The organism is Methanomassiliicoccales archaeon (assembly GCA_026394375.1).
Taxonomy (GTDB): Archaea; Thermoplasmatota; Thermoplasmata; order Methanomassiliicoccales; family UBA472; genus JAJRAL01.
In genome coordinates this window covers 41617-56105 of sequence record JAPKYJ010000004.1, presented here as the reverse complement: position 1 = coordinate 56105, position 14489 = coordinate 41617, and the positions used below count along the sequence as shown (strand labels likewise).

Here is a 14489-nt window from a genome sequence, read left to right as displayed (position 1 = left end):
GGGAGCCATCAAGCCGAAACGCCCATATACCGAGGGCTGCAATAGAACTAGAGTGTAACCGGGGGAATGACTGGTGGTCTTCGAGGTCGTCGGACTGGTGGGGCTGCTATTGGCCTTGTTCTTCATCGTCGTAGGCATCGTCCTGTTGGCTTTCATCGTTGGCGCCCTGATCTACTTCTTCCCCGCCGCCGTCGTAGCTATAGTGGTCTGGTTCTTGTCCGGGAGCATCTTCTGGGGAGGGGTGGCGTTCCTGGTCGTGGCCATGCTGTCAATCCTGCTGAAACGATAGATGCTAGCTGCTCGCCGAACGCCCTTTGGTATCGGACAGAGCGAGTGCGAATTATTGATAACCGACCAGCGACATGTCCTCGCAGGGATGCACATGAGCTTGGACTTCAACTGCAGCAACGGCAAGGCCATCATCACCAAGGACGGAAAGCGACTAGGCACCATCGTAGGAGTGAGCGTGGATACTGCTGGTTGGTCGGTCACCAAGATCAAGGTGTCGTTGGGCAAGGAGGTCGGGGTGACCCTCGGCATCAAGAAGCCGTTCATGAAGCCTCGGACGCTAGCTCTGAGAAAAGAGGCGGTGGCGGCCGTGGGGGACATGATCACCCTCTCGGTGGACCTCAAGTCCCTCAGGGACTACATGGCCTGAGAACGGGATCAACGCTTGCCGTACTGCTCCTCGTAGTACTTCCGGAACTCGCCGGATTTGATGGGCTTCCACCAGTCTGGGTGGTCGACGTACCAATCGATGGTGCGGGACATCGATGCAGCGAAGGAGTGCTTGGGCTTCCATCCAACCTTCCTTAGCTTGGTGGAGTCGACGGCATGGCGCAGCACATGCCCCGGCCGGTCGCTCACGAACTGCAGGGCGTCCTTGGACAACTTCATCTTGCTCAGGATGGTGTCGGCGATGTCCAGCACCGAGTGCTCCTCTCCCGCGGAGACGTTGAACACCTCACCGTCCATTCCTCGGGAGTCCAGCAGCGCTTCGATTGCAGAGCAATGATCATCGACGTAGATCCAGTCCCTGGTGTTCTTGCCAGTGCCGTAGACGGGGAGCGGCTTCCCCTCCATGGCGTTCGTCACGAAGAGAGGGATGAGCTTCTCCGGGTACTGGTACGGACCATAGTTGTTGGAGCAGCGAGTGATGATGACCGGCAGCCCGTAGGTAGCGAAGTACGAGAAGGCCAGGCGGTCCGCGCCGGCCTTGCTGGCGGCGTAGGGGCTCTTGGGCATGAGCGGGTCGTTCTCCAGGCAAGGACGTTCCACCGCCTCGCCGTACACCTCGTCGGTGGAGATGTGGATGAAGCGTTTGATTCCGTGCCTTCGGGCCGCCTCCAGCATGACGAACGTCCCTTGGACGTCCGTTCTGACGAATTCCCCGGCATAGGAAATGCTCCGGTCGACGTGGGTCTCAGCGGCGAAATGCACCACGGCATCGCAACCTTGCATGATGCTATCGACCAGAGAAGGATCGCACACATCCCCGTGCACGAACCGATGCCGCTCGCGCACGTCCTCCAGGTTCTTCTGGTTGCCGGCGTAGGTGAGCTTGTCCAGGTTGACGATCTCCAGGTCCTGGTGCTGGCGCAGCATGTGGCGCACGAAGTTGGACCCGATGAAGCCCATTCCTCCTGTGACCAGGAGCTTCATGCTCATCCCATCTTGGCGTCCCAGTCGTAGGGCACGTTCTTGGAATCAAAGGGCAGGCGGTATTCGTCCGGGTTCTCATGATTGTAGGTCTTGGTGGGCACGTTCAATATCCAGCATTCCTCGGTGCCCATGCCCTTGAAGCCGTGGTACACCAGGGCCGGGATCTTGAGCAGCATGCGGTTCTTCTCTCCCATGAAGAACTCGTTGACCACTCCTTTCGTGGAAGAGCCATCTCGCGAATCAAAGAGCACCACCTTGGCCATGCCCCTGATGCAGATGAAATGGTCCGTCTGCGACTTGTGATAGTGCCAGGCCTTGATCATGCCTGGATAGCAGGTGGTCATGTAGACCTGTCCGAACTTCTCGAACTCCTCCCAGTCGCTGCGTAAGATCTCCATCAGCCATCCTCGCTCGTCGGTGATCGGCTTCAGCTCCCTGGTCTTGACACCCTCGATCGTCTTCTTGGCCATGCTATCCCAAAGAGGATAACGAGGAGCGAATAAATAATGTTGACATTCGATCGACCCTTCGTCCCAGGCGAACCGAGGCTCACCATTTATTACCTGGAGGCGGGATTTCGTTCTGCATGACCCGTGCGCTGGTGATCGGAGGTGCCTCGCTCCTAGGCCATTATCTGGTCCTGGAGGCGGTTCGGTCCGGCCGGGAGGTCATTTCCACTTATCGCGAATCGATGCCGAAGGTCGAAGGACAGAGGGTGAAGCTGGATCTCACCGATGCCCGGGCCACTCTCGCCCTCTTGCGCTCCCTCCGGCCGGAAGAGGTCTACCTGCCTGCGGCCATGACCAACGTGGACCAATGCGAGCGAGAGCCATCCTTGGCCATGAGGATCAATGCCGAAGGAACGAGGAACGTCGCCCAGGCTTGTGCTGAAACTAAGGCAAAGCTCCTCTATGTCTCCACGGACTACATCTTCAACGGGCTGAGCCAGACGCCTTACAGAGAAACAGACAAACCGGAGCCGATCTCCGCCTACTCGCGCAGCAAGCTGGAGGGGGAGAGGGCGACGCTGGAAGCATCCTCGGACAATCTGGTCTGCCGGGTGTGCGTCCTCTACGGCTGGAACCGCGCGGCCAATAAGAGCAACTTCGTTACCTGGATCATCGATTCCCTGCGCTCGGGCAAGGAGATCAAGCTGCTCAAGGACCAGTGGGTCTCGCCCACCTACGCGCCTCATGCTGCCGGTGTCATGGTGGATCTCATGTCCCAGGGACGCGAGGGCGTCTACCACACCACCGGCCCGGAGTGCCTCTCGCGCTACGAGATAGGAATGCAGGTAGCCGAGGTCTTCGATCTGGACCGCTCCCTGATCAAGATAGGACGAAGGGAGGAGATGCGCTTCGACGCCAAGCGCCCGGACCGTTCCTGCTTGGACGTGGACAAGGTGCAGAAGGCCATCGGACGCAACATGCTTACTTTGAGAGAGGGTTTACTGGATATGAGGAGAACGGAGGGAACGACATGAAAGGTCTGATACTGGCCGGAGGGAGCGGCACCCGCCTGAGGCCGCTCACGCACACCGGGCCGAAACAGCTCATACCGATAGCGAACAAACCGAACATCCTCTACTGCCTGGAGGACCTGAGGGACGCTGGCGTGAAGGAGATCGGTGTGATACTGGGCAACAACATGCCTGAGAAGGTGAGAGAGCTTCTGGGCGATGGGAGCGCTTTCGGCGTCAAGATCACTTACATCGTACAGGGCGAGCCAAAAGGCATCGCGCACGCGGTGGGATGCGCCGAGGGCTTCATGGGCGATGAGCCGTTCGTTGTCTATCTTGGCGACAACATCCTCACTGGCGGCATAAAGTACATGGCGGAGGAGTTCGAGCGTTCCGACTGCGAGGGCATGGTGGCCTTGTGCCCCGTTCCCAACCCATCGGCCTTCGGCATCGCGGAGCTGGATGCGCAGGGCAACATCATTTCCTTGGTGGAGAAGCCCAAGCAACCGAAGAGCAACCTGGCCCTCATCGGCATCTACTTCCTGAGAAAGAGCGTCTTTCCCATCATCAAGCAGCTGAAGCCTTCCTGGCGGAACGAGCTGGAGATAACCGACGCCATCGACACGCTGCGCAAGAAGACCGGCAAGGTCAAGGCCAGACAAGTGCGAGGTTGGTGGAAGGACACCGGCAAGCCGGAGGACATTCTTTTGGCCAACCACCTGGTGCTGGGTGAACTGAAAGGTGGAAACGAAGGCCTGGTGGAGGAGGGAGCGGAGATCATCGGCAAAGTGAGGATAGGAAAAGGCACGGTGATCAAGAAGGGCTCGATGGTCAGAGGCCCGGCCATCATCGGAAAGGATTGCATCATCGGGCCCGGTACCTACGTGGGACCGTACTCCGCCATAGGCGACGGATGCACGATCATCGGGGGAGAGATCGAGGCCTCCATTCTGATCGGACAGACGTACGTCGAGTGCCACCGCAAGATCGTGGACTCGCTCATCGGGGCGGGATGTCGCATCGTTTCAGATGATGGAAAGCTGCCCAAAGGAAGCCGCCTCGTCCTAGGAGAGAACTCGCAGCTGTCGATCTAGGGCTTCCCTCTCAGACATTCCAGCCCCACGATCTGCGGCTCCGGACCGTAGGTGTGTCGTCCATAAGGTATCTTCTTAGGCTGACCTTTGCTTATTCCCAGGCGGGCAAGGGGCTTCAAGAGATCTCCTCCGGTTCGCCGACGTCATTCGCTTCCATCAACAAAAGCCCATCCCTACAAGGACCACGATCCTGAGCGGCCCTATCGCCAAGCATCCACCGTGAGAAAGACCGCCTTTCATCCTGGTCCTTCCCCGGGCGATTCTGGGGTGACGCTAGTGCCCAAATCCTCCAGGACGCGCGGCGATTCGCATTTCCAGCACTCTTTCCACTTGTTGATGTTCATCGCCCCGCAGTCCGCGCAGCGCCAGGTGCCAGTCTGTTCGAAAGGTGCGCATAGAGAGCACTCCACCGTCTTCTCGTCCTTCTTGCGCTCCACCATTCTCTCGTCCTCGCCTGATATTAGGCACGCACTGGTATTCCAATCTATTCCCAAATCAGATATTGGCAGCGGAATATCGTCGATAGGGCTGAGAACGAGCTCGGGATTTCGATTCTGGCAGACTACTTCTCTATCGATGGCTTCTCCGAGGGAAGCTCGAACGAACAGGTCCCTTCGGAATCGTTCAGCAACGGTGTCAAGAACTCTTTCAGCTGTTTTCCGTAGGCATCGCTCTTCAGCGTGAGCTCGAAGTTCGTCCTCATCCAGCCGAGCATGTCCCCAACGTCGTACCGCTTGCCGTGGAACTGCCAAGCATGGATGTCCTCCTTCTGCATCAGGAGGCGGAGAGCATCGGTCAACTGTATCTCGTTGTTGTACCCGGGCTTGGTGCGCTCGATGCACTCGAAGATTCCCGGTGATAGAACGTAGGTTCCAGCGATGGCGATGTTCGATGGTGCGGCGTCGGGCTGAGGCTTCTCCACTAGGTCCATGACCTTGTACAGGCGGTCCCGGACACGGTTGCCGGCGATGATGCCGTAGTCCTTGATCTTCTCCCTGAGCACCTGCTCTACGGCGATGACCGATCCGCCCACCTGGTGCTGCACGTTCATGAGTTGCTTGACCACTGGCACCTCGCTCACGTGGATGGTATCGCCCAGCATGACGGCGAAAGGCTCATCGCCCACGTGCTTTCGCGCGCAGTAGATGGCATCGCCCAGCCCTCGGGGCGTCTTCTGCCGGACGTAATGGATCTCTGCCAGGCTGGAGATCTCCTGCACCTGCTTCAGCTCTCTCTCCTTGCCATGTTCCTTGAGGAAATGCTCCAGCTCGGATGATCTGTCGAAATGGTCCTCTATCGCCCGCTTGTCTCGTCCGGTGATTATGATGATGTCGTCGACGCCAGCGGCGATGGCTTCCTCCACCACGTACTGGATGGTCGGTTTGTCGACCACCGGCAGCATCTCCTTCGGTTGTCCTTTGGTCAATGGCAGGAACCTGGTCCCATGGCCAGCAGCAGGAATGACCGCTTTCATGTCCTCACCAGCAGATGCCCTCGTAGTTCTTGGTCTTGACTACGCCCCTTCCATCGATGACCAGCTTGGCCCCGTAGAGCTTCTCCTCCGAGTACTCGGGCCAGGCGGTCATGATGAGCACCGCGTTCGCATTCTTCACGCACTCCTTGGCGCTCTTGGTGTATTCGATATTGGGGAAGAGCTTGGAGAAGTTCTCCATTCCCTGGGGGTCGTGCGCCCTCACCTTCGCCCCTTTATTTAGAAGGGACCGCACAACAGGAATGGAACGGGACTCCCGCACATCGTCCGTGTCCGGCTTAAATGTCAGACCGAGCACGGCGATGGTCTTTCCATCCAGGCCGAGGTGCTCCTCCAACAGGTCGATCATGCGCAGAGGCTGGATCTCGTTCACGTCCAGCACCGCTTTCATCAGGAGGGGTTTGATGCCCATTTGATCCGCCAGAGAGAGCAACCCCTTCACATCCTTGGGGAAGCACGACCCTCCGAATCCCGCTCCTGCGTTCAAGAAGGCCTTGCCGATGCGCTCGTCCAGGCCGATGCCTTCCGCCACCTGACGGACGTCGATGTCCAGCTCCTTGCACACGTTCCCGATCTCGTTGATCATTGATATCCGCGTCGCCAAGGCCACGTTGCTCGCCATCTTGATCATTTCCGCGGTGGTAGGAGAGACTTCCAGTATCGGGCATTTGAAGCTCTGATAGAGCATCTTGACCACGTTCCCCGCCCGGGCGTCCGAAGCACCGATGACTATGCGATCGGGGTGCATGAAATCGCTGACCGCCGAACCTTCTCTCAGGAACTCCGGGTTGGTGGCCACCCCGATCTCCTTCGGCAGCTTCTTGCCGGAGCAGCTGGCTAGCAGAGGTGCCACGAACTTATCGGTGATGGAGGGCATCACCGTGCTCTTGACCACGACCACATGGTATCCCTTCTTGCGCGCAAGGACCTCGGCCAAGGAACGGGTGGCGGTCTCCAGATAGCTCAGGTCCATGGAGCCGTCCGCTCTCGAAGGAGTGCCAACGCAGAGGAAGGTGATGTCGGTTCTCAGCACCTCATCGTAATCCAAGGAGGCATGGAATCTACCATTGGACAGATGCTTGTCCAGTAGCTCCTGGAGACCCTCTTCATAGAGAGGGGCACGACCCGCTTGGATGGCCTTGACCTTCTCTCCGACGACATCGATGCAGATGACCTCGTGTCCCAGCTCGCAGAAACAGAGACCTGTGACCAGGCCGACGTAACCAGCACCGATGATGGATATTCTCATTTTCCCCGTCACCGAACACTCCAGCATGACCTAGGCTCTTATATGAGATTTGTCTTTTCTTGAGACTGGAACATAACAGCCAGTTTTATCTCATTCGAGGTTGTTGCTGCTTGCCGGAGACAGTCCGAAGATGAGGAAGGCGTTGTACCCAGTGATTCCCCCCGTGCTGTTCAAGGCATGGGATAGAATGAGGCGCGAGGGACCCAACCTCTCCTGGCCCTTTTCCCGTACGGGCATCGATCGCAACATTGAAGTGATCTTCGATGTCGGAGCGAATATCGGGGATGTCACAAAGTCTGCATACGACAACTTTCCCCATGCCAAGATCTACGCCTTCGAGCCCGTCAAGTCCACATATGCTACTCTGTGCGAGAACCTTCAGGGGCGCATGGACAGAGTCCTTCCGTTCAACATCGGCTTCTTCAATGCTAACCAGAAGGTCGAGATCAACTTGAGTTCCTTTCATGGGACCAGCTCCATCATAGAACAGAGCAGGGATCACTTGGAGGAACACCGCGAACTTGACATCAAGGAGATTGGGAAAGAGGAGATTGAGGTCAGGACCATGGACTCCTTCGTGACCGAACACGCAATAGGGAAGATCGACGTGGTCAAGATCGACGTGGAAGGCGTGGAAAGAGAGGTCATTGAAGGGGGGCGGGAGACCCTGAAGAACCAGGTGGACAACGTCTTGGTTGAGCTCTCTCTGTTGCGGAGGAACCGGGAATCCGAATACTGGCTCGACATATGCTATGACCTCCATAAACTGGGGTTCATGCTCATCAATCTCTACGATGTGGCTCGCTACGAGAAGGAAGAGAGGACATACACGGCGCAAATGGATGCCTATTTTTCAAAGAAGAGGCGATAATATATGATTAAGGTCAAATTGTCATTGTCGGTTCCGGAATGGCCGTGGTCAAGACAGACGCCTGGCTCCAGGGGTGCATGGGGGCAATGCCAGTTCTTCGACGACCCGAATCGGAAAGAGTGCGATTACTGGGTGGTCTACGAGGGATTGCTGAAGGAGGAGACCGCCACCTGTCCCCAGAGTAACACAATTTTTATCACCGGTGAGCCGGAGACCTTCAAATCGTATGACCAGGATTTCGTCTCCCAGTTCGCCACTGTGGTGACGCCCCAGAGCGGGATGCGTCATGACAACGTCATCCACTCCCAGACCGGGCTGCCCTGGTGGGTGGGCATGAAGCTCATCAAAACACCAGACGGGCGGCATAAGTTCAAAGAAGGGTATACCTTGGACTATGACAAACTCAAGTCGATGGAACCGCCCCCCAAGCACAAACTGGTATCCATCCTCACTTCGGAGAAGGCCGTGATTCCAGGTCACGTCCGGAGACTGGAGTTCGTCCGATGGCTGGAGAAGGAGCTCGGCTCCGAGATCGATGTCTTCATCTACAGCATCAACGGGCCTGAGGACAAATGGGATGCTATCGCTCCTTACAAGTATCACATCGCCATCGAGAACACCTCCTGCCCGGACTATTTCACGGAGAAGCTCTCCGACACCTACCTGGCTTCGAGCTTCCCCATCTACTACGGCTGTACTAACCTGGCCAATTACTTCCCTGAGCGATCGTTCGCCAAGATAGACATCCGGGACAGGGAAGGCTCTGTCAAGCTCATCCGTCAGCTGATCGCGGAGGACCGGTACGACCAATCCCAAGAGGCATTGAGAACCGCCAAAGACCTAGTGCTGGACAAGCACAATCTCTTCCCCCTGATCGCTGACATCATCTCGAAGAGAGAGGTGACCGGGAATCCGACCACGATCACTTTGGCTCCAGAGAAGCCCAAGAAGAGACGACGCGGGTTGATGGGGCTGCTTGGCTCGAGATGAAAGCCCCAGAAACAGGCGGAGCTGACCCTGACAGAAAGGTTGATGGAACAGGAGTCCTCTTTTACGCTGATATATACAAGCGCCAGGGAAACGACCGTCAAGGGATGTTCGTGCGTTCGGGGCGCATCCAGAGGGGATCAATATGAAGACAGTCATTCTCGCCGGAGGATTCGGCACACGCATCAGCGAGGAGAGCGTCGCCAGGCCAAAACCGATGATCGAGATTGGGGGCATGCCACTCCTCTGGCACGTCATGAAGATCTATTCCCACTATGGACACAACGACTTCGTGGTGTGCCTGGGCTACAAAGGATACATGATCAAAGAGTTCTTTGCCAACTACCTTCTGCACATGTCCGACGTCACCATCGACATCAAGAACGATCGGATGGAGATACACAACAACTACTCCGAACCGTGGAAAGTGACCCTCATCGACACGGGCGAGAACACCATGACCGGAGGGCGGATCAAGAGGGTGCGACGTTTCGTGGAGGGTGAGAGGTTCATGCTCACCTACGGCGACGGGGTGGCGAACATCGACCTTAAGAAGCTGGTCAGGTTCCACAAGAATCATGGCAAGCTGGCAACCCTGACCGCCGTGAAGCCCCCTGGCAGGTTCGGTGCATTAGGGATCGAGAACGAGGTGGAGATCAAGACCTTCCTTGAGAAGCCAAGAGGAGAGGGAGGCTACGTCAACGGGGGTTTCTTCGTCCTGGAACCTCAGGTTCTCGACCTTATCCAAGGTGACGAAACGATCTGGGAACGCGAACCATTGGAGCACCTTGCTTCGAAAGACCAGCTCCGAGCCTATAAGCACGATGATTTCTGGTACGCCATGGACACCCTGAGGGACAAGAACCACTTGGAGAGCCTTTGGAGTGGCGGGAAAGCACCGTGGAGAGTTTGGAAATGAGCACTTCTCCGAAGATCGATCTGAAGAGCAAGTATCGGAACAAGAGAGTGCTAGTGACCGGACATACTGGTTTCAAGGGCGGTTGGCTATCGTTCTGGCTGGCGAAGCTGGGAAGTGAAGTGACCGGATTCTCCAACGAGATCCCTACGAAGCCTTCCTTCTATGAGGCGGTCGGGCTCAAAGAAAGAGTGGATAGCATCATGGGAGACGTGCGCGACCTCGATAAGGTCTCAGAGGTCGTTCGTGAATCCCGACCGGACTACATATTCCACCTGGCGGCGCAGCCATTGGTCAGGAGATCCTACGATAGACCGGTGGAGACGTTCGATGTGAACGTCATGGGAACAGTGAACGTGATGGAAGCGGCCCGGGAAAGCAGGTCACTCCAGGCCCTCGTATGCATCACCAGCGACAAATGCTATGAGAACGACGAACGGGCGGGCGCCTATCGCGAGACGGATAGGTTGGGAGGGAAGGACCCCTATAGCGCCAGCAAGGGAGCGGCGGAGATCGCCATCGCCTCATACCGACGATCGTTTTACGAACGGAGCAAGGAACGGAGGACGGCGCTGGTCTCCGCCCGGGCGGGGAACGTCATAGGCGGAGGGGATTGGGCGGCGGACCGCATCGTGCCCGATTGCATTCGCGCCCTTTCTCGGAAGAAGGCGGTGGTTCTCAGGGATCCAGGAGCGACAAGGCCATGGCAGCACGTTCTCGAACCTCTGTCCGGATACCTCATCCTCGCCCTCAAGGCGGGAAAGGATCCCGCTCGCTACAACGGAGCATGGAACTTCGGGCCCGCGAAGGGACAGAACCTCTCTGTTGAGGAGCTGGTGAAGATGATCATCGAGGAATGGGGGGAAGGGAGCTGGAGGGTGAGAAGGCCATCAGCCTCGCCTCCCGAGAGCCACGCGCTCAGATTGGACTGCACCAAGGCCCGCGATGAGCTTGATTGGAGACCGGTCTTGCCTATCGACCGAGCCATCAAGATGACGGTGTCCTGGTATAAGGAGCACTTGGAACAAGAAACGGACATGGCTAGGCTTTCGGGCGACCAGATCAAGGAGTATTCGAAGAGCAAGGGGTCGATCTTTCGCTAGAAATGGGTGGCTGAGATGACGACAAGGAAAAAGGACACGAACCTCGCCAATCCTGGGCTCGACCAGACCGATGAGGCGGTGGAGCTGAGAGGATCGATACTCGATTCCGTGGCAAGGTACTATCAGGCCGTCCATCAGAACAAGCCCTTCCGGCCCGGCGTCGACTATGTGCCCGTGGCGGGAAGGGTCTTCGACCAGAGCGATCTCCAAGCCTTGGTCGCTTCTTCCTTGGATTTCTGGCTGACGTCGGGGAGATTCAATGAATTATTCGAAGCGGAGTTCTCGAAATTCCTGGGCACCAGACATGTTGTTACGACCAATTCCGGGTCCTCAGCAAATTTACTCGCAATCTCCGCGCTGACCTCCCCGCAGCTGGATGAGAAGAGACTCAAGCCAGGCGATGAGATAATCACGGTGGCTGCGGGATTCCCCACCACGATAGCACCGATAATCCAGAACTCCCTGGTGCCGGTCTTCGTGGACGTCAGTCTTCCCACATACAATGCGAACGTTGAGGCTCTCGAAAAAGCCGTGACCAATCGGTCGAAAGCGATATTCCTTGCTCATACCTTAGGAAACCCTTTCGATGTTGACGAAGTGCGTAGGATCGCAAAGGAAAATGACCTGTGGCTAATCGAGGATTGTTGCGACGCGCTCGGCTCGGAGTATCGCGGTGTAAAAGCAGGGACCTTTGGTCAGATCGCCACCTTCAGCTTTTACCCTGCCCACCACATCACCATGGGGGAGGGGGGCGCCGTCGCTACGAACGACAAAGATCTCGCTCATATCGTACGTTCCTTCCGCGATTGGGGTCGGGACTGCTACTGCGATCCAGGGAAGGATGACACCTGCGGCAAGAGGTTCGCGATGCAGCATGGTGACCTGCCGTTCGGCTACGATCACAAATACGTATATTCCCACATCGGGTACAATCTGAAGATAACGGATATGCAGGCGGCGGTGGGATTGGCGCAGCTCCAACATCTTCCCTATTTCATAAAGGCTAGGAGGGAACGGTTCGAGACCATTAAGAAGAGAATCCAGCCACTTGAGGAATTCCTCATCCTACCAGAGGCGACTAAGGGCAGCAACCCATGTTGGTTTGGGTTCCCTATGACCATGAGGGACGGTCGCAAGCATGCTCGTCTAGATCTATTGAGGTATCTGGAACAACACAGAATCGGTGCTAGACTGCTCTTCGGTGGCAACCTCGTCTGCCAACCTTGTATGGCCGGACAGAAGTTCCGGGTGAGCGGATCTTCGGAAAATACAGACCGCATCATGAACGATACCTTTTGGACTGGCGTCTATCCTGGATTGAGTCCGGAAATGATAGATTACTTTATTGAGACTATGACGAGATTTTTTAGCGCTCCGCTGAGGTGAATAGATGTCTTCAACAGAAACCGATGGCAAATCCAAGAGTCAGACATCGAGAGGAAGATCACCAGCCACGCGAGATAGGATAGTGGACGAGGACATTCAATTCATCTGCAGCTCCTGCAGAAGCGAACTGAACCAACTGAAAGGTAAACGCCTTATGATCACCGGCGGCACTGGGTTCGTTGGCAGGTATCTTGTGGAATCGGTGCTGGAATTCAGTTCGAAGAGTCGGAATAGATGTCATATTCTTCTTCCAGTACGCGATCCAAGGAAAGCACGATGCATGTTCGGCGAGCGCCTTGAAGCTGGAGATATCGTCTTGGTCCAATGGCATGAAGTGGGGAGTAGCTTGGCTCAAGAGGAACGTTGCGATTACATCATTCATGCCGCATCGCCCTCGGACCCGCGGGAGTATCTAAAGGATCCGAAAAAGACGATTGAGCAGATTGTTGACCTAACCCAATCTATCGTGGACTACGCCGTTTCAGCAGATTCGAGAAGATTGTTATATGTCAGCAGCGGAGCGGTCTACGGAAAAGTGCCAACGGGTCTTGACCGCATACCAGAAGACTATCCGGGGGCGCCTGATCCCACGTCCCCAAGCTCATGTTATGGGGAAGCAAAAAGGTTCAGCGAGATGCTATGCTCGACCTCTGGCGTAGAGACAGCAATCGCCAGGCTGTTCAGCTTCATTGGACCCTATCAAGACCCGAACTCAAGTTTCGCGGCTCCTGATTTCATCAATCAGGCTTTGACAAAACGCAGAATCGTCGTGCGCGGAGATGGCACGTCGGTCCGGAGCTATTGCTACTCCTCAGAACTCTGCATCACCCTCTGGAAGCTGTTGCTTGGAAAGAGAGCGCACGTGGTGTACAATGTGGGCATGGACAGCCCCACGATCACCATTGAAGAGCTGGCCAAATTGGTGGCGGACGTGGTCGGAAACACGAAGGTAGAAGTTTTGGGCGCTAAGCCCGCTCGTGCCACCAAGGAGCCTCCAAACCGATACGTTCCCGATATCAGCAGACTGAGAGATATTTACGAACCCAAGATAGGGGTCAGAGAAGCCGTCGAGAGGACCGTAGCTCATTGCCAGGGGACAGGGTATGCAGGGCTGTGTCACTGATTAGCGGTGAGAAGCGAATGGAGGTACTTGATGAAGATTGGAGCAGTAAGATTGGCGAGAAACCTGGGCTCAACTCCCTCTTTGGCCAGATCGAGCATACCCGCCCAGAGATTCTCACCTTAGAAGACTTCTTCTCTAGAACGAGAAGGTTCACCAGACGATATCTAGGAAACCTGAGGAACTGCTTCAGGTAGAGAGTGACAGACATCATTGAACGCATCCACAAGGCTTCATGAGAGATCATTCACACCTTTTCGTTAGTCTCAGTTAATCACGCAGAACAACAAATATGAAGCGCGACCGACATCTTGGGTCTCAGCCAGAAAGACTGGAAAGGCGGAGGACTGAAGCTGTGGGCACCACTGATATGATCAGAAAGGACATCTTGCGCATGGTACACGCCTCGAAAAGCTCCCATATCGGCTCGTGCTTGTCTTCGGTCGAGATCCTATATACCCTTTACTTCCGAGTCATGAAGACCGATCCGACCAAGCCAGATGCCTTCGGAAACGATCGACTGATCTTGAGCAAAGCCCATGCCAGCGCAGCGTTGTATGCGACCTTAGCTGCCCGGGGGTTCTTTGACCGTAGATTGCTAGACAAGTTTTGCCAGAATGACGGGGCGCTCCCTTGTCACACCATCCGTCAGATCGTCCCCGGAGTAGAAACGTCTGGCGGCTCGCTCGGACATGGTCTTCCAATAGGACTAGGCATGTGCATCGGACTGAAATCATTCAATTCTCCATCCAGGATCTTCGTGATCATGAGCGACGGCGAATGCGAGGAAGGCTCGACCTGGGAAGCTGCCATGCTGGCTTCCACATTAAAAATGGACAATCTCACCGCAGTTGTGGATTTCAACAAGCTTCAGGCGTTTGGAAGAACGAATGAGATCGTGGACATGCGAAACCTAGCTGAGCGCTGGAGGGTGTTTGGTTGGGATGTGAGCGAATGCGATGGCCATGATGTAGCCCAGTTAGAATCGGCGCTCTCTCGCTCCCGTGACCGTCCGAAGATGGTCATCGCCCATACCGTGAAGGGAAAGGGGGTCTCCTTCATGGAGGACCGCTTGGAATGGCACTATAAATCGCCAAATGACGATGAGCTGCGGAGAGCCGTGGAAGAGATCGATTCGAGGGGGCGTTGA

At 56.1% G+C, this 14489-nt stretch carries 17 protein-coding genes; 11 read left to right on the top strand and 6 right to left on the bottom strand.

The annotated features are described in order from the left end of the window. Positions 1-73 precede the first annotated feature (73 nt). Together NT137_00900 and NT137_00895 are read left to right on the top strand one after the other, a co-directional pair. Complete coding sequence (locus NT137_00900; protein ID MCX6651903.1) at positions 74-289, top strand: hypothetical protein; 216 nt, start codon at positions 74-76, stop codon at positions 287-289. Positions 290-382: 93 nt separating this feature from the next. Continuing rightward, on the top strand, positions 383-658 hold the full coding sequence (locus NT137_00895; GenBank protein MCX6651902.1) for a PRC-barrel domain-containing protein: 276 nt from the start codon (positions 383-385) through the stop codon (positions 656-658). Between the two features lie 8 nt (positions 659-666). Here NT137_00895 and rfbB read toward each other — a convergent pair whose 3' ends face one another. Next, on the bottom strand, positions 667-1662 hold the full coding sequence (gene rfbB, locus NT137_00890; GenBank protein ID MCX6651901.1) for a dTDP-glucose 4,6-dehydratase: 996 nt from the start codon (positions 1660-1662) through the stop codon (positions 667-669). A 2-nt stretch (positions 1663-1664) separates the two neighbouring features. Continuing rightward, positions 1665-2132, bottom strand: a complete 468-nt coding sequence (locus tag NT137_00885; GenBank protein ID MCX6651900.1) for a dTDP-4-dehydrorhamnose 3,5-epimerase family protein — start codon at positions 2130-2132, stop codon at positions 1665-1667. 116 nt (positions 2133-2248) lie between these two features. Here NT137_00885 and rfbD point away from each other — a divergent pair, with 116 nt between their 5' ends. Together rfbD and NT137_00875 are read left to right on the top strand one after the other, a co-directional pair. Continuing rightward, positions 2249-3145: a dTDP-4-dehydrorhamnose reductase gene (gene rfbD, locus NT137_00880; protein ID MCX6651899.1), complete on the top strand. Its 897-nt coding sequence runs from the start codon at positions 2249-2251 to the stop codon at positions 3143-3145. Beyond that, positions 3142-4215: a glucose-1-phosphate thymidylyltransferase gene (locus NT137_00875; protein MCX6651898.1), complete on the top strand. Its 1074-nt coding sequence runs from the start codon at positions 3142-3144 to the stop codon at positions 4213-4215. Before rfbD ends, NT137_00875 begins: the two co-directional genes overlap by 4 nt. On the opposite strand, the gene NT137_00870 is transcribed toward NT137_00875, so the two are convergent. The 4 genes from NT137_00870 to NT137_00855 all read right to left on the bottom strand — a co-directional run bounded on the left by NT137_00870 (position 4212) and on the right by NT137_00855 (position 6968). Then, positions 4212-4334: a hypothetical protein gene (locus NT137_00870; protein MCX6651897.1), complete on the bottom strand. Its 123-nt coding sequence runs from the start codon at positions 4332-4334 to the stop codon at positions 4212-4214. The genes NT137_00875 and NT137_00870 overlap by 4 nt on opposite strands. 117 nt (positions 4335-4451) lie before the next feature. Continuing rightward, a complete protein-coding gene (locus NT137_00865) occupies positions 4452-4655 on the bottom strand; it encodes a hypothetical protein (GenBank protein ID MCX6651896.1) in 204 nt (67 codons plus the stop codon). Positions 4656-4777: 122 nt separating this feature from the next. Next, positions 4778-5689, bottom strand: coding sequence for a UTP--glucose-1-phosphate uridylyltransferase GalU (gene galU, locus NT137_00860; protein MCX6651895.1), 912 nt, complete (start codon positions 5687-5689; stop codon positions 4778-4780). 4 nt (positions 5690-5693) lie between these two features. Beyond that, complete coding sequence (locus NT137_00855) at positions 5694-6968, bottom strand: UDP-glucose/GDP-mannose dehydrogenase family protein (GenBank protein MCX6651894.1); 1275 nt, start codon at positions 6966-6968, stop codon at positions 5694-5696. Positions 6969-7059: 91 nt separating this feature from the next. Between NT137_00855 and NT137_00850 the strand changes: the two genes are divergently transcribed. The 7 genes from NT137_00850 (at position 7060) to NT137_00820 (ending at position 14489) form a co-directional block, all read left to right on the top strand. Continuing rightward, positions 7060-7827 carry an FkbM family methyltransferase gene (locus NT137_00850; GenBank protein ID MCX6651893.1) on the top strand — a complete coding sequence of 256 codons (768 nt, stop codon included), beginning with the start codon at positions 7060-7062 and terminating at the stop codon, positions 7825-7827. A 3-nt stretch (positions 7828-7830) separates the two neighbouring features. Then, complete coding sequence (locus tag NT137_00845; protein ID MCX6651892.1) at positions 7831-8817, top strand: glycosyltransferase family 10; 987 nt, start codon at positions 7831-7833, stop codon at positions 8815-8817. A 142-nt stretch (positions 8818-8959) separates the two neighbouring features. Beyond that, positions 8960-9733, top strand: a complete 774-nt coding sequence (gene rfbF / locus NT137_00840; GenBank protein MCX6651891.1) for a glucose-1-phosphate cytidylyltransferase — start codon at positions 8960-8962, stop codon at positions 9731-9733. Continuing rightward, positions 9730-10833, top strand: a complete 1104-nt coding sequence (rfbG, locus tag NT137_00835; protein MCX6651890.1) for a CDP-glucose 4,6-dehydratase — start codon at positions 9730-9732, stop codon at positions 10831-10833. The genes rfbF and rfbG overlap by 4 nt, the downstream gene beginning before the upstream one ends. Before the next feature lie 15 nt (positions 10834-10848). Further along, on the top strand, positions 10849-12219 hold the full coding sequence (gene rfbH / locus NT137_00830) for a lipopolysaccharide biosynthesis protein RfbH (GenBank protein MCX6651889.1): 1371 nt from the start codon (positions 10849-10851) through the stop codon (positions 12217-12219). A gap of 4 nt (positions 12220-12223) precedes the next feature. Beyond that, positions 12224-13342: an NAD-dependent epimerase/dehydratase family protein gene (locus NT137_00825; GenBank protein MCX6651888.1), complete on the top strand. Its 1119-nt coding sequence runs from the start codon at positions 12224-12226 to the stop codon at positions 13340-13342. A gap of 367 nt (positions 13343-13709) precedes the next feature. Beyond that, complete coding sequence (locus NT137_00820; GenBank protein ID MCX6651887.1) at positions 13710-14489, top strand: transketolase; 780 nt, start codon at positions 13710-13712, stop codon at positions 14487-14489.